Source organism: Helicobacter rodentium ATCC 700285 (assembly GCF_000687535.1).
GTDB classification, from domain to species: Bacteria; Campylobacterota; Campylobacteria; order Campylobacterales; family Helicobacteraceae; genus Helicobacter_D; species Helicobacter_D rodentium.
Genome location: NZ_JHWC01000004.1, coordinates 78,649 through 97,778 on the forward strand (window position 1 = coordinate 78,649; position 19,130 = coordinate 97,778).

Genomic DNA, 19,130 nt, shown 5'->3' on the forward strand with positions numbered 1-19,130 from the left:
ATAGCTTCACACTTTTAGTATATAGTTTGAGAAAATAGGATTAAAATTGTGTAATTTTTATAAAAAGTTAAAATTTTTAACACTTTTTATTGAAATATTGCAAAAAAATGCTAAGATAAATGCACGATAATCTTTAGGAGAGTTAAATGAATAGTATGGAAAATGTCTTTGATATTAAATCCCTTACAATGTCTGTTTTGATGACACCTTCTGTGGCAAATTTCAAAGGTAGGGTGCATGGAGGGGATTTGCTAAAGCTTCTTGACCAAGTGGCTTATGCTTGTGCTTCACGTTATTGTGGAAAGTATGTTGTAACCCTATCAGTAGATAGAGTAACCTTTAAATATCCTATTGAAGTGGGTAGTCTTGTTACTTTTCTGGCTTCTGTGAATTATACAGGGAAAAGCTCACTTGAAGTAGGCATTAAAGTTATTGCAGAGGATATTCATAAGCGCACCGTAATGCACACAAATAGTGCTTATTTTACAATGGTTTGTGTAGATGAAAATGGTAAGCCTGTGTCTGCACCGCCATTAGAGCCAAAAACTGAAGCAGAAAAAAGACGATTTGAGAAAGCTCTCAATCGCAAAAAGGCGCGTATAGAGCTTGCAAATAAACAATCTTAATATGCTATAATTTCTCTTTTTGGAGAGGTTGATATGCAGGGTTCTATCATAGAAGAGGATTCAAAGAATCAAAAGACAAATCAAACAAACAAGCAAAAAGAGAAAGAGATTAGCGCAATACGAGTTAGTATTGTCCAATATCATTTAAGTAAATTTTGTAAAGCTAATGCCACTGCACTTGCTTTGATTTTTAAAGCCCTCTTGCGTGGAGAGGCTATTTATCCCAAAGTGCAATTTTTTCAAGATTTAAATACAGGCAGATTGCTTTGTCAAAACAAACAAGACTCCAATCAATCCATAAATCAAGAAAGCCAAAAAACAAGCATTCAAAAAGATGAAAAAATACCCAATAAGATCAATGAGAAAGAACTTCAAAATGATATAGCAAGGAATGGAGATTCTATTATTACAACACCACAACCTCTCAAGAAACAAACAATAAAAAAAGATAGAGGAGAATTACAAGAAAATACTTCGGAAGATTCTGTCTCCAATGCGGAATCCAAAGCAGAATATTCTAATGGTTTTCCTTTAAATATTGAAGGATAGTGATGCGATTCCATATTGTTTTACATGAGCCACGTATTCCGCAAAATACAGGTAATATTGGTAGGCTTTGCTTTGCGAGTGATTCTGTATTGCATTTGATTTATCCGCTTGGTTTTAGCATTTCGCAAAAGGAGCTTAAACGAGCGGGTATGGATTATTGGAAAGATTTGGAAGTCTATGAATGGGAGAGTTTGGAAGCATTTTGGGATTCTAAATTGTTGCAGATTCCACATTTTTATTTGACTACCAAAGCCACTCGTCCCTATTATCAAGCCTCTTTAGATAAGGGCGCATATTTGCATTTTGGGAGAGAAGATGCGGGAATTAGTGAAGAGATTTTAAAAGCCAATCAAGAGTATTGCTATACCATTCCTATGAAAAATAATGCGCGCAGTCTAAACCTTGCAACAAGTGTAGGAATCGTTCTTTATGAGGGGATTCGTCAAAGAGATTTTTGTTGAATTGTTTTGTGTTTGGATTGCAAGGATAATAGGATAAAGCTCAAACACATATTGTGTTAGTAAGTTATCTATAATATAGAATTAAAAGCCAATAAAGCAATGGAATCTTTAATGTGAGATTCTACATTATGGATTGCTATGAATGCTACGCTTCCTTGCGATGATGCAATGTTTGCTGTCCCGTCATTGCAAGGAATAAAGGCAGTGAGTAATGGCACACATCGCGCAGGAAATTGTGCAAGTTTAGGTAGGTGCTACTGCACACGCACCCATACATTATATCTTACCTTTGATGATTCTGTTTTTAGTTTAAGGTTATGGATTACCACGAATTGATAAAGCAATTTTTGCATTGACATATCTCCACCTTGTCGTTGCGAGGTGTTATCTGAAGCAATCCATAATCTTGCAAAATTAAATCAAACAATAAAATCTTTAACGCATCACCCCCCCACTTGAGTGCATTTTAATGAATAAAAAAATATATGATTTTGTTCTTGTGCCATTTCTTGCAAGATTTTGTAAATTTTTCTCCTAACTGATAGGTTTGTTGTTTTTTGCATTCTAAAGCCTCATTCAAATCGCAATATTCTTCTAGTGGTGGTAGTTTTAGGTTTGGATTGATATTGATAATTTTTTGATAAAAGTTTAATTCTCTCTTATGGCGAATGAAAATCATCAACAATATAAAAGGAAGCAAAAGTCTTTTAAATGCGCTCTTTGTTTGCAATGCAAGTCCGATTTTAAAACTAAGGTGGTTTTGTATGCGCTTCTTTGCGCCAAAAATTAATTTTTGATTCTGCAATTCTTGGTTTATCTCTTTGATTGTAGAATCCAATTCTTTCATCTTATCATCGCAAATTTTAAAGCCTTGTTGAATGGATCTGTCCCTCACTATCAATTTATTTCCTAGTGCTTTAGCGTAATCTTGTATTTCTTTTTCTTTTAATTGTTTGTGCAAGTTTGCTAACTCTTCTTTAAAGATTGGTGTTTGCAGGGCAACTTGCCACCAATCCTCATAATAAGGATATTTGAGTGGTAAATAGGCAGAATCTAAAAGATTACATTCATTTTCCCAAGTTTTCGCGCCCAAAAAAGTAAAATGAATAATGCGAATATCCTTTAAGCTTTTTTGGTATTCTTGGCTCGTGTAGCCATAGAGGCAATTTTTACTCTCATCTGCACAAAAATCATCTACTCTACCAAGTCTTTTTGCGTTGAAATGATTGATAAAGAAATTCCATTTTGGTGGTAATTTCAAGGTTTTATTGCCGATAACTGCATTTAAAATATCTTGGTCTCCTACTTGGGGGGATATAGGTTTGTAAAAACTTCATACATTTGTATTCTATTTGCAATTCTCTCCATTTTGTTAGGTTAATTAGCATAAATCCAGAATTGAAATATTCCTTTCTAAAAGGGAAAATAAAGTCTTCTTGTGTGGAATCCTTTGCCTTTAATCTCTTTTCTTTGTAGGGATTGCTGCAATCTAGCACCACTCCTGCAATATTATCGCCTAAAGGCAAAGCAAAAAGCTCACGCAAATCCTTTAAAACAAGCATATCTATATCCAAATAGAGACACCTCTTAACTTCATAGGGTAAAACAGAGGCAAGTTTAATTCTAAAATAGGCTAAATGGTTAGTGTGATTGCTCCATTGGGGGCATTCTTTAAACTCTGCATCGCTCAAAAAATATGTAAAGATTTTGCAAGGAAAAGTGTGTGAGAGTTCTTGTTCTAGTTTGGAGAGCTTCTTTAAGGTGGAATCCAAAAGACTATCACTTAGAATATGAAAACAAAAGCCCTTAGGTTGGGATTCTGCGGGGGGGGGGGGGATTTTCAGTCTTTGTTGCTTGGATAATGCTTGTGATTAAAACCGCACAATAGGGAATATAGTTTTCATCAGCATTAAAAACGATATGAAACATTTGCTACCTTTTAAAAATTTTATTATATTAAAATTTCTTTAAAAAAATAAGAAAAGTTGTTGTAAGTGCAAAGTGGCAAAACAATCTATAATTTTATATAAAGAAAATTTCATAATGGAATCTTGAAAACAAGATTCCACATTGTGAATTTGCACTAGAGCGGACAAATTTGCTAACGCAAATATGTGCCACGCGAAATTCCAACAAATCTCTTACAATGACAAAATGTAGGTTTATTAATTGCAAAGGAGAGATTGTCTTTGATTGGGCGGTAATCGTGTTGCGTCTCGCAAAATTTATTTTTCGTAAAAGAATCCACTTGATAAATATTATAGGTTTTCATCGTTTGCCTTTATAATTTTTCTAAAATGATTCCGCATTCTAAATGGTGCGTGTGTGGAAATTGGTCAAAAAATGCGCAATGCGCAATCGTATGTGTCTGTTTTAGAATCTCTAAATCTTTTGCTAGAGTGTGTGGATTGCAAGAGATATAAAGAATGTTTTGGAATCTTTGGAGGAATTGACAAACACTCTCCCCAAGCCCAGCGCGTGGAGGATCTACAAATACACTTTGAAAATCATAGCTACTTAGCGCAATATCCTTTAGGCGGTTAAAACTTCTCACTCCATTGAAAGCTTCTATACATTCTGTTCCGCTTAATCGGACAAAATCAATGTTTGCGATTCCATTGGCTTCACACGCGAATCGCGCCGCTTTAATAGAGGTTTTAGAAATTTCTGTTGCAAGGATTCTGCGAAATTTTTGCGCTAATGGAATCGTAAAATTCCCACACCCGCAATACATTTCCAGCAAATCGTGCGTGTGGGAATCTCGCAAGTGTTGCAACACCCAAGTTATCATTTGGATATTCATTGCGGTGTTGGGTTGCGTGAAAGAGCCTTCAAAATATTGATAGGTGTAAGTTGTGTTTAGAATCTTGAGGGATTCTATTAAATAATCTTTGCCTACGATGAGTTTAGTGCCTCTGCAACGCCCGATAAGATTGATTTCAAAGTTTAAGGCGGATTGCAGTTTTTGACGCAAATCCTCTGCTTCTTTTTTCCAAGATTCTGTGAGATTCTTGTGGTAAATGAGGGTTAAAAGTATCGCATTGGTTTGGGTGGAGAGAATCTCTAGGCTAAAAAGCCGTGTCGTGAAATCTGAAAATGTAGTCGTATTAAATAAATCCCATAAAACGCGCAAGGTTTGTTGGATATTGGGCAGTAAATTGGGGCAGTTTTCTATAAGGACAAAGCGGGATTCCTTTTTCTCTGCTTGGTGGGAGCGGCGCATTGCAAAGTGAATTTTATCTCCCAAATGATAGATTCCAATCTCTGTACGCGCCCGAAAGCCAGAATCGCAACCGCTAAAAACTTCATAGGATTTTAAGTTTAATAAACGGCTTACTTCTAAAGTTTTGGATTCTAAAGTAATTTCTGTGCAACCGCCACAAATTCCAAGATATTCACACGTCATTGCTACCGAAAACTTTGCACCAGATTCATTGTAAGCAGATTAAAGCCATCAACTAAGATAAAGATAAGAATCTTAAAAGGCAGGGAAATCATTGTGGGTGGCAACATCATCATTCCCATTGCCATTAAAATGGAGCTAATGACCATATCAATCACCAAAAAAGGCAAATAGAGTAGGAATCCGATTTGAAAGGCGGTTTTCATCTCACTAATGATAAAGGCAGGTAGCGCAATGGTTAGTGGCACATCTTGCGCGGTTTGCGGATTTTCAATGTTGCGGATACGATAGAATAATGCTAAATCTTTTGGGCGCGTGTTGCGAATCATAAAGTCTTTAAAGGGTTGAGAGGCGCGTAAAAATGCTTCATCGTAAGGAATCTCTTTTGCGATATAGGGGGCAATGCCTTGATTGTAGCCCTCTTTGGCAACAGGTTCCATAATAAACATTGTTAAAATCAGCGCAAAAGACACGAGAAGTTGCGTGGGCGGGGATTGTTGCGTCCCCATTGCGGTGCGCAAAAACGCAAGAACGACAAGGATTCTAGCGAAACTTGTCGCCATTAGAATCAAAGAAGGAGCTAAAACAAGTAGTGTTAAAATCGCAACAATGTTTAATGTTGTAACCAAATCGCCCGGCTCGGTGGGTGCGGTGAGCGTCAAATCCACGGTTGGAATCGTGGGGGTTTGTGGTAATTGTGGTGGAGCCGCAAAGAGTGAAAATGCACCAAATAATAGAATCAGCAAAAGACGCAATTTAAAGCCTTGATAAAAGGGTAAATAAATGGGTTGGTTTATCTAAATGCACGATATTTTGTTTGGTTTCTGATTCTTCCTTTGGTGCTATGCTCTCATTATTGTTTTCTTGGTTAAGATTATTTTGCTCAATTATCTTATCTAAAATATTTTGCTTTTGGTGTAAAAGTCCATCATCAGGATAGAATCTAAACTCTACGCGGCGGTTTTTCGCGCTGTTTTCCTCACTTGTATTTGGTATGACAAAATTACTTGCTCCATTACCTAAAGAAGTGAGTTTTTTGGGATTCACATTGTTTTGTATTAAAACCTTAGAGACATTAAGGGCGCGTAAGGCACTTAAACCTATGTCATCTTTATATTTTTCAGTGGGTGTTATGGGCGAATTATCGGTATATCCGATGACATCAATATGTAAGTGTGGGGGCATTTTTTGCAAGATGAGTGCAAGACGTTTGAGGAATAGAATCTCCTCTGAATTGTGGAGAGTTGTTGCGCCCTTTTCAAAAAGCAATTTTCCGCTAAAACGCAAAATAAAACCCTCCGTTCCGTCATCAACGATATTAGAGGGTCCTAAAGAAACGCGCACATTTTCTTTAAAATCCAAAATTTCACTTTCAATCTTTTTCACTTCCTCTGCCGTTTCAGGTTCTGTTGTCATATCGGCTTGTTGTTGAATCCTTGTGTTGTCTGGCTCTACTTTAATCCCTCCGCTAAGGAGAGACATTGCACCTTTCATACTTCCCTCTGCTTCGGTTAGTTTTTTGGCATCAAAGGTTACCATAGAAAGAATAAGGATAAAAAAGGTAAGAATCAATGTAACCATATCCCCATAAGTTCCTAGCCATAATGGCAAGACTTGAGGACAATCACAAGGAGGACAACGAGTTTTTCCCATTGATTACACTTTATTCAAATTGGCTAACGCGTTGATTTGGCGGTAAGAATGTAAGCAATTTTGCTTCAAGGGCGCGTGGGTTATCTCCAGCTTGGATAGACATAATCCCCTCAATGATAAGCAGTTTTACCAATGCTTCATCTGCTGCACGCACTTTTAGAATATTTGCAATAGGAGAACCCACAACATTTCCAACAAAAGAACCATAAAAAGTTGTCAGCAACGCAACCGCCATCGCAGGTCCAATAGAAGCAGGGTCGGACATATTTAAAAGCATCGCAACCAAACCAATGAGCGTTCCAAGCATTCCATACGAACCCGCAAAGGCAGCCCAAGTATCAAAAATACCCGCATTGTCTTTGTGTCTCTCTAATGTCCTATCCATATCTGTTTCTAGCAAATCCCGAATACTATCGGGTTCTGCGCCGTCAATCGCCATATTCAACCCGCGCTTTAAAAACTCATTTTCCTCTTGATTGGATTGTTGTTCTAAAGAGAGAATCCCATCGCGTCTTGCTTGTGTGGAGTAATCCACAAGTTTTTTGATAAGTCCCGGAACATCAAAAGTTTGAGGCTTAAAAGCAATCATAAAGTAAGTGAAAAATTTTTTCATACTTTCCATTTTGTAGGCGATTAACAAACTTGTAACAGAACCCCCAACGGTAATGAGAATGGAAGGAACATCAAGGTAGGGTCCAATCCCTACACCAAGTGTCATCGCTGTGCCTAAGAGTATGAGTGATAATGAAATCCCTGCAACTGACCCTAAATCCATACTTGCGCTTCCTTAAAAATAGAAAATTAAACCCTAAAAAACATTTTTTTGATTCTAAAATATAAATTTTAAACTTTATTGTGTTAAAATTTGTTTAAATTATCTTTAAAAGTGGAATCTTTTTTATGAATAAAAACTCCTTATCTATTGTGATTTTAGCAGCTGGTAAAGGAACGCGTATGCGCTCCAATACGCCTAAAGTCTTACATAAAATTTGTGGGCGTGAAATGTTATATTATAGCATTAAGGAATCTTTGAAATTAAGCGATGATGTTTGTGTGGTTTTGGGATTTGAGGCAGAGTGGATTAAAGAAAAAATGCAAACATATTTTGGGGAAAGAATCCGTTTTTTAATTCAAGATTTGGCAAATTTTCCCGGGACAGGTGGTGCGCTTAAAAGTTATAGTCCAAAATATCAAAAAGTGTTGGTATTAAATGGGGATATGCCTTTGATACAGGCAAGTGAGTTAGCAAAATTTATTACCCAACAAGCAAAAATTATTATGAGTGTGCTTGATTTACCCAACACCAATGGTTACGGACGCGTTGTGATTAGTGGGAATCAGGTGCAAGAAATTGTAGAGGAAAAAGATGCAAGTGCCGAAATTCTAGCACTTAGCACACTCAATGCGGGGGTTTATTGTTTTGATAGGGAAATTTTGGAATCCTATATTCCTCTTTTGAAAAACAATAATGCACAAAAAGAATATTATTTAACAGATATTATTGCGCTTGCGCGTAAAGATTCCCTCTCTATTGCGCCTTTATTTGTAGATATAGACAATTTCAAAGGAGTGAATAGCAAGTTGGATTTAGCTAAAGCGGAGGAAATCTTATGCGACCGAATCAGGGAAACTTGTATGCAAGAGGGCGTGATAATGTGTTTGCCAAATACCATTTATATTGAGGAAGGAGTAGAATTTATTGGCGAATGTATTATAGAGAATGGTGTCCGAATTTGTGGAGATTCTAAAATTATCAATTCCCATATTAAAGCGCATAGCGTGATAGAATCAAGCCTGATAGAATCCAGTGATATAGGACCTTTAGCGCATTTACGCCCACAAAGTGTGGTAAAAGATACACATATTGGAAATTTTGTAGAAGTAAAAAAATCACAATTAAATGGCGTAAAAGTTGGGCATTTAAGCTATATTGGTGATAGCGAAATAGGAAGCGGAACAAATATTGGAGCAGGTTTTATCACTTGCAATTATGATGGCAAGAAAAAACATCAAACTATTATTGGTAAAAATGTATTTATTGGTAGCGATTCTCAAGCGATTGCACCTATTACTATTGAAGATGATTGTTTGGTGGGAGCAGGAAGCACGATTAGGCGGAATCTCAAAAAAGGAGAGTTGTTTCTCACTCGCGGAGAAGAGATTGTAAAAGAGGGATTTTTTTATAAATTTTTCAAGAAAAAATCCTCAATATCTTAAAAATAAGAGGAAATTATGCAGATTAAATTAAACGGAAGTCTGATTGATACGGAATCCAAAAGTGTCTTAGAGTTGTTGCAAGAATACAAAATTGAAGCAAAAAGTGTGGCAGTAGCAATTAATTTAGAAATAGTTAAACAAGACAAATGGGATTCTTATTTATTGCAAGAAAACGATGTTGTGGAGTGTTTAACCTTTATGGGTGGAGGATAATTTAAATGTATTTTATTAAAGTTTTAAAATTTTAAAAGGAATAATATTATGAAAATTAAGGCTTCTATTGTTGGAGTGAGTGGATATACAGGTTTGGAGCTTGTAAAGCTAATGATCAATCACCCCAATTTTGAATTAAATGCTGTTTATGCAAGTGAAAATTGTCAAGAATTATCTGTTTTGCATCCTTGCTTAAAAGATGTTGTAAAACTTTCTGTATCTGAAGCAAATCTTGAACAAATTGTGCAAGAGAGTGAGTTGGTTTTTTTAGCTTTGCCTCACCAAAAAGCAATGGAGTATGTTAAGGGGCTTTATAGCAAAGAGGTTAAAATTGTAGATTTATCAGCAGATTATCGTTTGAGTTTAGAAAAATATGAGGAGTATTATTGTCCTCATTTGGATAAGGAGAATCTTAAAAATGCAGTTTATGGATTGCCAGAATATAATCGTGCGCAAATCTCTAAAACAAATCTAGTTGCGAATCCGGGTTGTTATCCGACTGCAAGTCTGCTTGGGATTCTACCTTTTGTATCCTATTTAGATCCTAATCAAACGCTTTATATTGATGCCAAAAGTGGTGTCAGTGGTGCAGGGAAAAAGCTTGTGCAAACTTCACATTTTGTAACAATCAATGAAAATCTTTTTGCATATTCTCCTATTAGTCACCGCCATTCTCCAGAGATTAACGAGCAACTTAAAAAAATAGGCAAAACTGCGTTTAATACGCTTTTTGTCCCACATTTGATTCCGCTAACGCGCGGTATGTTAGTCTCTGTTTATGCGCGTTTGCAAGAGGAAATCAATCCCCTAGAGATTCTAAAAGAATGCTATAAAGATGAGCCTTTTATTAGGGTGCGGGAGAATTGTGTGCAAATCAAAAATGTTGCCGGGACGCATTTTTGCGATGTGTATGCAAAGGCAGATGGGAAAGATTTATTCATCACAACTGCTATTGATAATCTCTTGCGTGGCGCGAGTTCTCAAGCCTTAGCTAATGCGAATTTGATGTTTGGGTTGGAAGAATCTATGGGATTACCACAAATTGCTTACGCTCCGTAATTTATAATGATAACAATCCAAGAAAATGCGATTTTTATCGCAGATGCACACCATCATAGTTTATATCAAAACACTTTGGATTCCATATTCAAAGAGCTTTTGGAATCGCAAAGGCGACAAATTTTTTTAATGGGTGATATTTTTGATTTTTTGGTTGGTTATGTGGAGCAATCCTTAAAAGACAATCAAAAAACGCTTGAGTTGTTAGAACAGCTATCTTTCAAGCACGAAATTTATTATTTTGAGGGGAATCACGATTTTTTACTCTCTACGATTCCATATTTTAAAAATATCCATTGTATCCCGTTAGAATCACAACCACTTTGTTGCCAATTTAACGAAAAAGAAGCGTATTTAGCGCACGGCGATATATTTTTGAGTTGGTATTATAAACTTTATACAAAAATAATTCGTCAAAAATTTCTTATTAAATTTTTGAATATTTTTTCCTTTTTTTTGTATCCTAGAATTTTGCAATATTTGCAGAACAAAAATCAATTAAAAAATAGAAGCAAATATGCAAGAAAATATCATACAAACGATGATAAAATGGTACTTTCACGCATTGAAAATTATATAAAAAACCTCACAATGCCATCGGATTCTTATGTTATTGAGGGACATTTTCATTGGGGAATAAATGCGAGATTTCATTGTATGAATTATATTGGGCTACCATTTTTTGCTTGTAAAAAAAACTATTTTGTTGTAGAATATGCAAATTATTGTTTATCCTTAATCGAAAAGGAGTTTTGAGGTGTTAAACTTTGAACAAGATGATACTCTAAAAGTCGGAACAAACGAAATGGAGTTGCTAGACTTTAGAATCTATAAACTTGAAAAAGGTAAGTTGTATGAGGGAATTTATGGAATTAATGTCGCAAAAGTTAATGAAACTATACGCTTACCAGAGCTTACAGAATTACCGGGTGTGCCTGATTATATAGAGGGAATTTTTGATTTGCGAGGTGTTGTAATACCTGTGATTAACCTTGCAAAATGGATGAATGTTGAAGTTCCAAAGAATAAAAAAATTAAACCGCGTGTTATTATTGCCGAGTTTAATAATATTATGATAGGCTTTATTGTGCATGAGGCTAAAAGGATTCGTCGTATTAATTGGAAAGATATTGAGCCTGCGCATTTTAGTGCTTCTGCTGAATCCAATATGGACAAAAGTAAAATCACAGGTGTTACAAGGATTGAGGGCGATCAAGTATTGCTGATTTTAGATTTAGAAAGCATTGTGCAAGACTTGGGCTTCTATCAACCAGAGATGAGCTCAGAACGTGTTTATAACAAATTTAGCGGATTGGCATTGGTGCTTGATGATAGTTCCATTGCTAGAAAAATCCTAAAAGAGTTTTTGGAAAAAATGGGCTTTGATGTCGCAGAAGCGAATAATGGAGAAGCCGGGTTGCAAAAACTCCAGAAACTCTATGAAAATTATGGAGAAAGTCTCATTAAGCAATTAAAAATCATTATTTCAGACATTGAAATGCCACAAATGGACGGATTCCACTTTGCTGCGAAAGTAAAAGAGGATCCGAGATTTGCTAAGATACCAATCGTATTTAGTTCATCTATTAGCGATAAATTTAGTGAAATTCGTGGTAAGGAAGCGGGTGCGGAATCTTATTTGGTTAAATTTGATGGCAACAGATTTCACGATGAGATTTCAAGAATTATCAACAAATACAACAACAATTAGCACAAATTTTATTTTATAAAGGAAGGTATAACTATGGACGAAATGCAAGAAATACTAGAGGATTTCCTGATTGAAGCCTTTGAAATGGTTGAGCAACTTGACCAAGATTTAGTGGAATTGGAAAATAATCCAGACGATTTAGATTTGTTAAATAGAATCTTTAGGGTTGCCCACACGATTAAGGGTTCGGGTTCATTTTTGAATTTTTCAGTTTTGACACATTTAACGCATCATATGGAAGATGTATTAAATAAGGCAAGACACGGAGAATTAGCAATTACTCCAGATATTATGGATGTTGTTTTGGAATCCATTGATTTTATGAAAAAGCTATTAAATGCGATTCGTGATACAGGTACCGATGCTAATACGGGTTTAGATGGGGATATTGCTAGTGTAGTTGAGAGATTAGATGCAATTTCAAAGGGTGAATCTCCACAAGCTGTTGCTACTGCAGAAGCACCAGCACCCACAGAAGCACAAGCACCGCAAGTATCTGAACCAGAATCCGATGAGCCAGAACCTGATTATGCTAATATGTCCCCAGAAGAAGTTGAAAAAGAGATTGAGAGATTGCTCAATAAACGTCAAGAGGAAGATAAGAAAAAACGAGAAGAAAAACGTGCAAAAGGTGAATTAGATGATGTGCAAGCACCGGGTGAAGTAGTAGATAATTCACCTGCTGCTGCGCCTAGTGCAGCCCCAGCAGCTGCCGCACCTGCTGCGAAACCAGCTCCAGCAGCAAAACCTGCACCTGCTGCGAAACCAGCCTCAGCAGCAAAAGCTCGTGGTGGTGGAGAGGAAAGTAAGACTCCAGCGACTGCAATGGAACAAACAATTCGTGTAGATGTTAAGAGACTTGATAGCTTAATGAATCTTATTGGTGAGTTGGTTCTTGGTAAGAACCGCTTAATTAAAATTTATAATGATGTAGAAGAACGTTATGAGGGCGAAAAATTCCTTGAGGAATTAAATCAAGTTGTTGCTAGTGTTTCTATGGTAACTACGGATATTCAACTTGCGGTTATGAAAACAAGAATGTTGCCAATTGGAAGAGTTTTTAATAAATTTCCTCGTATGGTGCGCGACCTTTCAAGAGACCTTGGCAAAGAAATTGATTTGGTTATTAGTGGAGAGGAAACAGAGCTTGATAAGTCTATCGTAGAGGAAATTGGAGATCCATTGGTGCATTTGATTAGGAATGCTTGTGATCACGGCGTAGAATCTAAAGAGGACAGAGTTGCAGCAGGTAAGTCAGAGAAGGGAACGGTCGAGCTTAAGGCATACAATGAAGGAAACCATATTGTCGTAGAAATTAAAGATGATGGTAAGGGAATGGATCCAGATATATTGCGTTCCAAAGCTGTAGAAAAAGGTCTTATTAGCGAACGCGAAGCGGATTCTATGACAGACAAAGAGGCTTACGGATTGATTTTTAGAGCCGGTTTTTCAACTGCAAAAGTCGTTACAAATGTTAGCGGACGCGGTGTTGGAATGGACGTTGTCAAAACAAATATTGAAAAACTCAATGGTATCATTGATGTAGAGAGCGTTCTTGGAGAGGGTACTATTTTAAAACTCAAAATTCCTCTTACTTTGGCTATTATCCAGTCTTTGCTTGTTGGTGTGCAAGAAGAGTTTTATGCGATTCCGCTTGCTTCTGTTATTGAAACTGTTAGAATCTCTCAAGATGAAATTTATACCGTTGAAAACAAAAGTGTATTGCGCTTAAGGAATGAAGTATTGCCATTGGTGCGTTTAGCAGATATTTTTGGAGTAGATTCTGTATTTGATGATTCCGAACAAGCTTATGTTGTTGTAATTGGTTTAGCGGAAAATAAAATCGGTATTATTGTTGATTTTCTTATTGGGCAAGAAGAGGTTGTTATCAAATCTCTTGGCTCTTACTTGAAGGGAACAGAAGGAATTGCAGGTGCGACAATTCGTGGCGATGGTAGAGTAACGCTAATTGTGGATATTGCTGCAATGATGCAAATGGCAAAAAATGTTAAAGTCAGCATCAATAAGCTAATCCAAGAAAATGAAACCAAAAAGGAAAAAAGCTCTCCAAGCGATTATCAAGTTTTAATTGTAGATGATTCTATGACTGATCGCGCTATTATGAGAAAATCCTTAAAGCCTTTAGGTGTTACTTTGACTGAAGCAACCAACGGAGCAGAAGCTTTAGATATAATCAAAAATGGAGATAAACACTTTGATGCTATTTTGATTGATATAGAAATGCCTAAGATGGACGGCTATACATTGGCAGCAGAGATTCGCAAATATGCTAAATTTAAAAATCTGCCACTTGTTGCAGTTACAAGTAGGACTAGCAAGACAGATAGAATGCGCGGTGTAGAATCTGGAATGACAGAGTATATCACTAAGCCTTATTCACCAGAATATTTAATGAATGTTGTCAAACGAAATATTAACTTAACTGTGGAGGTAACCGAATAATGAGTAATCAATTACAAGATGTTTTGCAAAAACAACAAGCACAAAAAAAGCCACCCGTTGAGACAGAAAATGTGATTCAGCTTGTTGCCTTTGTAGTTGGGTCAGAAGAGTTTGCTGTGCCAATCCTAAGCATTCAAGAAATTATCAAACCATTAGAATACACAAGGGTTCCGGGAGTACCGAATTATGTGCTAGGTGTATTTAATATGCGCGGTTGGGTTGTGCCATTAATTAACCTTCGTTTAAAATTTGGTTTGCCTTATGAAAAGCCTACAGAAGATACGCGCTATATTGTTATCCGCAATCAAGAAGAGCGTGCAGGATTTGTTATTGATCGCTTAACAGAAGCTGTACGTATTAAAGAGTCTGATATTGATCCTACGCCCGAAACAATCAGTCAAGATGAAAATTTAATCTATGGTGTAGGTAAAAGAGACGATAGAATTATTACTATTTTGCGCCCTGAAGAACTTTTGAAACGCACTTTCTAAACTTAGTTTGATTCTTAAAAACCCATTGGGTTTTTTTAAGAATCTTTATTTACTGATTTGCTTTTACAAAGATTATGAACTTTTCATTAAATCATTTAAGCTTTGCTTTGGATTCTTGCCATTCATAATGAGTGCAACTTCTTTTGCAATGGGTGTATAAATATTATGTTTTTGACTTAGAGAATAAATCTCTTTAGAAGTCTTAACTCCCTCTGCAACTTCCCCAATTTCTTCTAAAATTGTTGGTAAAGTTTTTCCTAGAGCCAATCCAATTCCTACACGAAAGTTACGCGAGAGTGTGGAGTTAGCAGTTAAAAATAAATCTCCTGCTCCTGATAATCCTAAAAATGTGGAATCCTGTGCGCCAAAGTATTTGCCAAAACGCGTCATTTCCACTAATCCTCTAGCTACCAAAGACGCACGCGCATTGTTGCCTAAGCCCATTCCCTCGCAGATTCCGCTTGCAATCGCAATGACATTTTTATACGCACCGCCTATTTCACCCCCTATAATATCCTCACAAGCGTAAGGTTTAATGAAGTTTGGAAACAATGGTAACCATTCTTTCGCATTCTCTAATTGGTTGGTGTGGATATTTAAGGCACAAGGCAATGAGGCTTGGACTTCTTTAGCAAAACTCGGTCCTGCTAGAAAACATAAATGCGCATTTGGATACAAGGATTCAAAAATCTCACTAACAAATTGTCCTTGTGCGATTCCTTTAGAGGCAACAAGAATCTTTGCTTCTTTGGGTAGAGGTGTGGTAGCAAGCCACGCGTGTAGCGCAGAGCTTACAATGGCAACAATAAAGAAATCGCTATCTTGCGCTTCTTTGGGAGTGATTTGCGATTTTGTTTCTAAATTTTTACGAGAGACAATATAGCAATCATTTGTTTGACTAAAAGCAAAATGCAAAGCCTTCCCCCAAGCACCTCCGCCAAATACACTTATCTTGGGCATTTCAATCCTTATAAAATGAAAGTTTGATTTTGGAATCACAATTTTAGTAAAAATATATTAAAATTTTACTTCGCTAAAATCAAAAACAAAAGAGTTTTAATGTCCCTACAAAATTTAAAAGAACGTTTAAATGGTTTGAATCTTTCTCCCGCATTTGGTTTGGTTATTAAAGTGGAGCAAGGATTTTTATCTGCTAGTGGATTAGTTCCGCATATTGGCGATATTGTTCGCATTATAGGAGAAGATAATAGCGCAATGGGTATGGTAACGGCCCTAGAAAAAGATAATTTTAAAATTACACCTTTTTCTTTCATTGAAGGAATGAAAGTGGGCGATAAAGTTTATTTGAATACGCGCGGATTACAGATTCCTATTGGACCTGAATTGCTTGGAAGAGTGATTAATCCATTAGGAGAACCCATAGACAATAAAGGCATATTAAAAGCCGAGGGAGCAATGCCTATTATTCGTCCTCCTATTGCGGCAATGCAGCGCGGAATGATTAATGAGGTTTTTAGTGTAGGCGTGAAAAGTATTGATGGGCTATTGACTTGCGGTAAGGGGCAAAAACTCGGAATCTTTGCGGGGAGTGGGGTTGGAAAATCTACTTTAATGGGAATGATTGTACGTGGCGCAAGTGCAAAGATTAAAGTGATTGCTTTGATTGGGGAGCGGGGCAGGGAAGTGCCGGAGTTTGTAGAGAAAAATTTAGGGGGGGATTTGACAAACACGGTGCTTATAGTTGCTACAAGCGATGATTCTCCTTTGATGAGAAAATATGGAGCGTTTGCTGCAATGAGTGTGGCAGAATATTTCAAGGCTAAAGGAGAAGATGTTTTATTTATGATGGATTCTGTAACGCGTTTTGCTATGGCGCAAAGAGAGATTGGGTTGGCACTAGGAGAGCCACCAACAAGCAAGGGTTATCCGCCCTCTGTCTTAACGCTTTTACCGCAATTAATGGAGAGAGCGGGTAAAGAGGAGGGGAGTGGTTCTATTACGGCATATTTCACAGTGCTAGTAGAGGGTGATGATATGAGTGATCCTATTGCAGACCAAAGCCGAAGCATTTTGGACGGACATATTGTGCTAGATCGTTCCTTAACGGATTTTGGAATCTATCCACCGATTAATGTTTTAAACTCTGCTTCAAGGCTTATGGGAGATGTCGCAACAAAGGAACATATTGCAGCGGCAAGAAAGTTCCGCAGACTCTACTCAATGTTAAAAGAAAATGAAGTGCTAATTAGAATCGGGGCATATCAAGCAGGAAGCGATAAGGATTTAGATGAAGCCATTGCAAAAAAAAGTGGAATGGAGGAGTATTTGAAACAAAGTTATAATGAGGCAATTAGCTATGAGGAAAGTGTGCAACAACTAATAGAGCTTATGCAATAGTCACCAAAAACTAAAAAGATATGAAATGCTCAAAGCGGTAAAATAATTTTTAACTAAAAGAATTGTAAAATTTTTCATTTTTTAAATTATTTGTTGTATAATGCGCTGATAAATTTTATTATTTTAAGGAGAAAAATATGGCTGGTTACATTGAATTAACAGAGCAAAATTTTGAAGATACAATCAAAGATGGCGTGGTAATGGTAGATTTTTGGGCACCTTGGTGCGGACCTTGCAGAATGATTGCTCCCGTGATTGATAGTCTTGCAGAGCAATACGCAGGTAAGGCAAAAATTTGCAAAGTGAATACTGATGAGCAACAAGAGCTTGCAGCGAAATTTGGGATTCGTTCTATTCCAACGATTTTCTTTTATAAAAATGGAGAAAAAGTTGATGAAATGATTGGAGCTTCTACGGAGCAAGATTTTAAAGACAAACTTGATGGCTTATTGTAAGTGTTTTTTCAATCTTTAGTTAAGGGAGAATAGGGAGCATGAAAAAATGCTGTCCGGGTCTTCCTCTTGCATTTGTTGTCATTTTTGTGGTTGGTGCATTTTTATATTATCAATATTCTTTTACATCGGTTTCAAAAATTAATTTTAGTGAGGATTCTTTTTATCAAAAACAAGAGGATTCCATTAATTTGTTTGAGCCACAAGATTCACAATATAAATTGTGTTTTTATAGCTCGTTTTCCCCAAATTCTACAGATTTTTTAACAAAAAATATACAAGAAACCCCGATTCTCTTGGCGATTGACTTTTATCAGCAAAATCGAGAAACTCAAAAGTATATTCCAAATCTTGTGGAATTAAAAATTTCAAGTAATTTAATGTTAAAATTGATTCATGAGTTTGATTTAAGGGTATTACCGCAATGCTTTTTGCTAAAACGAGAGAGTAAAGATTCCAAGCTTTATATACATTTAAAAGAGAATGGAATTTATAAATTAATGAATTTTAAAGAAAAATAAGGAGTTAAGATGTTAGAGTTAGCAATTATTGGTGGAGGTCCTGCTGGGCTAAGCGCTGGATTGTATGCAACAAGAGGTGGTTTAAAAGATGTTGTAATGTTTGAAAAAGGTATGCCCGGAGGGCAAATCACTTCAAGCAGTGAAATGGAGAATTATCCGGGTGTTGCAGAAGTTAAAAGTGGATTTGATTTTATGATGCCTTGGCAAGAGCAGTGTTTCCGTTTTGGTTTAAAACACGAAATGAAAGAGGTTGTGCGCGTAAAAAAAGTTGGTAATCACTTTGGTATTATGCTAAGCGATAATATGGAAGTGGAATCTAAAGCGGTTATTGTTGCAACAGGTGGAAGCCCTAAAAGGTCTGGCGTTAAAGGCGAAGATGTATTTTGGGGCAAAGGTGTGAGTTCTTGTGCAACTTGCGATGGATTTTTTTACAAGAACAAAGAGGTTGTCGTGCTTGGAGGTGGAGATACGGCTGTGGAGGAATCCATTTATCTTGCAAAAATTTGCTCTAAGGTTACTTTGATTCATCGTAGAAATGCTTTTCGTGCTTCTCCTGTTACATTAGAAAGAGCGAGGAATGAGGCTAAAATTGAATTTCTAACTCCATATGGCATTGAAGAGATTTGTGGAGATGCATCGGGGGTTACGGGGTTAAAGCTAAAAAATTTAGAAAATGAATCTTCAAAAGAAATAAAAGCAGATGGAATCTTTGTGCTGATTGGCTTTAATGTAAATAATGCAGTGCTTATGCAAGAAGATGGTAGTGTCATTTGTGCTATGAATGAGTATGGACAAGCGATTGTGAATCTTAGAATGGAAACAAATATTCCCGGTTTATTTGTGGCGGGTGATTTGAGATCGGAAGCCTCAAAACAAGTAGTGTGTGCAGCAGCAGATGGTGCGACAGCAGCACTTGGAGCGATTGAATACATTGAACATCATAAATAAGGAGC

General features: G+C 36.6%; 23 protein-coding genes and 1 pseudogene. 15 read left to right on the forward strand and 9 right to left on the reverse strand.

Going from position 1 to position 19,130, the window contains the following annotated elements; genetic code table 11:
- The first annotated feature begins 146 nt into the window (after nt 1–146).
- The 4 genes from BS85_RS0104065 (at nt 147) to BS85_RS11315 (ending at nt 1,972) form a co-directional block, all read left to right on the forward strand.
- A complete protein-coding gene (locus BS85_RS0104065) occupies nt 147–626 on the forward strand; it encodes an acyl-CoA thioesterase (RefSeq protein ID WP_026943683.1) in 480 nt (159 codons plus the stop codon).
- Nucleotides 627–659: 33 nt separating this feature from the next.
- Nucleotides 660–1,175, forward strand: a complete 516-nt coding sequence (locus BS85_RS0104070) for a hypothetical protein (protein ID WP_026943684.1) — start codon at nt 660–662, stop codon at nt 1,173–1,175.
- 2 nt (nt 1,176–1,177) lie between these two features.
- Nucleotides 1,178–1,636, forward strand: a complete 459-nt coding sequence (locus BS85_RS0104075) for a tRNA (cytidine(34)-2'-O)-methyltransferase (protein WP_026943685.1) — start codon at nt 1,178–1,180, stop codon at nt 1,634–1,636.
- 138 nt (nt 1,637–1,774) lie between these two features.
- Complete coding sequence (locus BS85_RS11315; protein ID WP_156938044.1) at nt 1,775–1,972, forward strand: hypothetical protein; 198 nt, start codon at nt 1,775–1,777, stop codon at nt 1,970–1,972.
- A 130-nt stretch (nt 1,973–2,102) separates the two neighbouring features.
- On the opposite strand, the gene BS85_RS12055 is transcribed toward BS85_RS11315, so the two are convergent.
- The 8 genes from BS85_RS12055 to BS85_RS0104115 all read right to left on the reverse strand — a co-directional run bounded on the left by BS85_RS12055 (nt 2,103) and on the right by BS85_RS0104115 (nt 7,467).
- Nucleotides 2,103–2,897 (reverse strand): hypothetical protein, encoded by a 795-nt coding sequence (locus BS85_RS12055; protein ID WP_026943686.1) that lies wholly within the window; start codon nt 2,895–2,897, stop codon nt 2,103–2,105.
- Between the two features lie 4 nt (nt 2,898–2,901).
- A complete protein-coding gene (locus BS85_RS12060) occupies nt 2,902–3,480 on the reverse strand; it encodes a glycosyltransferase (protein ID WP_084310157.1) in 579 nt (192 codons plus the stop codon).
- Nucleotides 3,443–3,565, reverse strand: coding sequence for a hypothetical protein (locus BS85_RS12065; protein WP_281173568.1), 123 nt, complete (start codon nt 3,563–3,565; stop codon nt 3,443–3,445). Before BS85_RS12065 ends, BS85_RS12060 begins: the two co-directional genes overlap by 38 nt.
- A 172-nt stretch (nt 3,566–3,737) precedes the next feature.
- Nucleotides 3,738–3,908, reverse strand: coding sequence for a hypothetical protein (locus tag BS85_RS11320; protein WP_156938046.1), 171 nt, complete (start codon nt 3,906–3,908; stop codon nt 3,738–3,740).
- A 9-nt stretch (nt 3,909–3,917) separates the two neighbouring features.
- Entirely contained in the window at nt 3,918–5,042 is a 1,125-nt protein-coding gene (trmA, locus tag BS85_RS0104100) for a tRNA (uridine(54)-C5)-methyltransferase TrmA (protein ID WP_026943688.1), read from the reverse strand.
- A gap of 2 nt (nt 5,043–5,044) precedes the next feature.
- Nucleotides 5,045–5,794 carry a flagellar type III secretion system pore protein FliP gene (gene fliP / locus BS85_RS0104105; protein WP_026943689.1) on the reverse strand — a complete coding sequence of 250 codons (750 nt, stop codon included), beginning with the start codon at nt 5,792–5,794 and terminating at the stop codon, nt 5,045–5,047.
- Nucleotide 5,795: 1 nt separating this feature from the next.
- Complete coding sequence (locus BS85_RS10215) at nt 5,796–6,692, reverse strand: OmpA/MotB family protein (protein WP_084310159.1); 897 nt, start codon at nt 6,690–6,692, stop codon at nt 5,796–5,798.
- A gap of 10 nt (nt 6,693–6,702) precedes the next feature.
- Nucleotides 6,703–7,467 (reverse strand): motility protein A, encoded by a 765-nt coding sequence (locus BS85_RS0104115; RefSeq protein WP_026943690.1) that lies wholly within the window; start codon nt 7,465–7,467, stop codon nt 6,703–6,705.
- A gap of 125 nt (nt 7,468–7,592) precedes the next feature.
- On the opposite strand from BS85_RS0104115, the gene glmU reads away from it, so the two are divergent.
- The 7 genes from glmU to BS85_RS0104150 are packed head-to-tail and all read left to right on the forward strand — an operon-like array spanning nt 7,593 to nt 14,846.
- Nucleotides 7,593–8,909: a bifunctional UDP-N-acetylglucosamine diphosphorylase/glucosamine-1-phosphate N-acetyltransferase GlmU gene (gene glmU, locus BS85_RS0104120; RefSeq protein ID WP_026943691.1), complete on the forward strand. Its 1,317-nt coding sequence runs from the start codon at nt 7,593–7,595 to the stop codon at nt 8,907–8,909.
- 15 nt (nt 8,910–8,924) lie between these two features.
- Complete coding sequence (gene thiS, locus BS85_RS0104125) at nt 8,925–9,122, forward strand: sulfur carrier protein ThiS (RefSeq protein ID WP_026943692.1); 198 nt, start codon at nt 8,925–8,927, stop codon at nt 9,120–9,122.
- 48 nt (nt 9,123–9,170) lie between these two features.
- On the forward strand, nt 9,171–10,181 hold the full coding sequence (gene argC, locus BS85_RS0104130; protein WP_026943693.1) for an N-acetyl-gamma-glutamyl-phosphate reductase: 1,011 nt from the start codon (nt 9,171–9,173) through the stop codon (nt 10,179–10,181).
- A gap of 6 nt (nt 10,182–10,187) precedes the next feature.
- Nucleotides 10,188–10,937 carry a UDP-2,3-diacylglucosamine diphosphatase gene (locus BS85_RS0104135; protein WP_034551134.1) on the forward strand — a complete coding sequence of 250 codons (750 nt, stop codon included), beginning with the start codon at nt 10,188–10,190 and terminating at the stop codon, nt 10,935–10,937.
- A 49-nt stretch (nt 10,938–10,986) separates the two neighbouring features.
- Entirely contained in the window at nt 10,987–11,892 is a 906-nt protein-coding gene (locus BS85_RS0104140; RefSeq protein ID WP_211246897.1) for a chemotaxis protein CheV, read from the forward strand.
- 33 nt (nt 11,893–11,925) lie between these two features.
- Entirely contained in the window at nt 11,926–14,355 is a 2,430-nt protein-coding gene (locus BS85_RS0104145; protein ID WP_026943696.1) for a hybrid sensor histidine kinase/response regulator, read from the forward strand.
- Nucleotides 14,355–14,846, forward strand: coding sequence for a chemotaxis protein CheW (locus BS85_RS0104150; RefSeq protein ID WP_026943697.1), 492 nt, complete (start codon nt 14,355–14,357; stop codon nt 14,844–14,846). Before BS85_RS0104145 ends, BS85_RS0104150 begins: the two co-directional genes overlap by 1 nt.
- A gap of 72 nt (nt 14,847–14,918) precedes the next feature.
- Here the strand turns inward: BS85_RS0104150 and BS85_RS0104155 are convergent, their stop codons facing one another.
- Nucleotides 14,919–15,806: an NAD(P)H-dependent glycerol-3-phosphate dehydrogenase gene (locus tag BS85_RS0104155; RefSeq protein ID WP_026943698.1), complete on the reverse strand. Its 888-nt coding sequence runs from the start codon at nt 15,804–15,806 to the stop codon at nt 14,919–14,921.
- 99 nt (nt 15,807–15,905) lie between these two features.
- Here BS85_RS0104155 and fliI point away from each other — a divergent pair, with 99 nt between their 5' ends.
- From fliI to trxB, 4 genes and pseudogenes are all read left to right on the forward strand, one after another.
- Nucleotides 15,906–17,204: a flagellar protein export ATPase FliI gene (gene fliI, locus BS85_RS0104160; RefSeq protein ID WP_026943699.1), complete on the forward strand. Its 1,299-nt coding sequence runs from the start codon at nt 15,906–15,908 to the stop codon at nt 17,202–17,204.
- 131 nt (nt 17,205–17,335) lie between these two features.
- Nucleotides 17,336–17,659 (forward strand): annotated as a pseudogene (gene trxA, locus BS85_RS0104165) (thioredoxin); the annotation flags it as partial.
- A 38-nt stretch (nt 17,660–17,697) separates the two neighbouring features.
- On the forward strand, nt 17,698–18,177 hold the full coding sequence (locus BS85_RS0104170) for a hypothetical protein (protein ID WP_026943701.1): 480 nt from the start codon (nt 17,698–17,700) through the stop codon (nt 18,175–18,177).
- Nucleotides 18,178–18,186: 9 nt separating this feature from the next.
- Nucleotides 18,187–19,125, forward strand: coding sequence for a thioredoxin-disulfide reductase (gene trxB / locus BS85_RS0104175; RefSeq protein WP_026943702.1), 939 nt, complete (start codon nt 18,187–18,189; stop codon nt 19,123–19,125).
- Nucleotides 19,126–19,130 lie beyond the last annotated feature (5 nt).

Excerpts from the sequence above, each read along its gene's own strand:
- BS85_RS10215 (WP_084310159.1), bottom strand. The coding sequence starts at position 6,692 with ATGGGAAAAACTCGTTGTCCTCCTTGTGATTGTCCTCAAGTCTTGCCA.
- glmU (WP_026943691.1), top strand. The coding sequence starts at position 7,593 with ATGAATAAAAACTCCTTATCTATTGTGATTTTAGCAGCTGGTAAAGGA.
- BS85_RS11315 (WP_156938044.1), top strand. The coding sequence starts at position 1,775 with ATGAATGCTACGCTTCCTTGCGATGATGCAATGTTTGCTGTCCCGTCA.
- BS85_RS0104070 (WP_026943684.1), top strand. The coding sequence starts at position 660 with ATGCAGGGTTCTATCATAGAAGAGGATTCAAAGAATCAAAAGACAAAT.
- BS85_RS12065 (WP_281173568.1), bottom strand. The coding sequence starts at position 3,565 with ATGTTTCATATCGTTTTTAATGCTGATGAAAACTATATTCCCTATTGT.
- BS85_RS0104150 (WP_026943697.1), top strand. The coding sequence starts at position 14,355 with ATGAGTAATCAATTACAAGATGTTTTGCAAAAACAACAAGCACAAAAA.
- thiS (WP_026943692.1), top strand. The coding sequence starts at position 8,925 with ATGCAGATTAAATTAAACGGAAGTCTGATTGATACGGAATCCAAAAGT.
- fliI (WP_026943699.1), top strand. The coding sequence starts at position 15,906 with ATGTCCCTACAAAATTTAAAAGAACGTTTAAATGGTTTGAATCTTTCT.
- BS85_RS0104115 (WP_026943690.1), bottom strand. The coding sequence starts at position 7,467 with ATGGATTTAGGGTCAGTTGCAGGGATTTCATTATCACTCATACTCTTA.
- BS85_RS0104135 (WP_034551134.1), top strand. The coding sequence starts at position 10,188 with ATGATAACAATCCAAGAAAATGCGATTTTTATCGCAGATGCACACCAT.
- BS85_RS0104140 (WP_211246897.1), top strand. The coding sequence starts at position 10,987 with ATGGAGTTGCTAGACTTTAGAATCTATAAACTTGAAAAAGGTAAGTTG.
- BS85_RS0104145 (WP_026943696.1), top strand. The coding sequence starts at position 11,926 with ATGGACGAAATGCAAGAAATACTAGAGGATTTCCTGATTGAAGCCTTT.
- BS85_RS0104155 (WP_026943698.1), bottom strand. The coding sequence starts at position 15,806 with ATGCCCAAGATAAGTGTATTTGGCGGAGGTGCTTGGGGGAAGGCTTTG.
- BS85_RS11320 (WP_156938046.1), bottom strand. The coding sequence starts at position 3,908 with ATGAAAACCTATAATATTTATCAAGTGGATTCTTTTACGAAAAATAAA.
- BS85_RS0104075 (WP_026943685.1), top strand. The coding sequence starts at position 1,178 with ATGCGATTCCATATTGTTTTACATGAGCCACGTATTCCGCAAAATACA.
- argC (WP_026943693.1), top strand. The coding sequence starts at position 9,171 with ATGAAAATTAAGGCTTCTATTGTTGGAGTGAGTGGATATACAGGTTTG.
- trxB (WP_026943702.1), top strand. The coding sequence starts at position 18,187 with ATGTTAGAGTTAGCAATTATTGGTGGAGGTCCTGCTGGGCTAAGCGCT.
- BS85_RS0104170 (WP_026943701.1), top strand. The coding sequence starts at position 17,698 with ATGAAAAAATGCTGTCCGGGTCTTCCTCTTGCATTTGTTGTCATTTTT.
- trmA (WP_026943688.1), bottom strand. The coding sequence starts at position 5,042 with ATGACGTGTGAATATCTTGGAATTTGTGGCGGTTGCACAGAAATTACT.
- BS85_RS0104065 (WP_026943683.1), top strand. The coding sequence starts at position 147 with ATGAATAGTATGGAAAATGTCTTTGATATTAAATCCCTTACAATGTCT.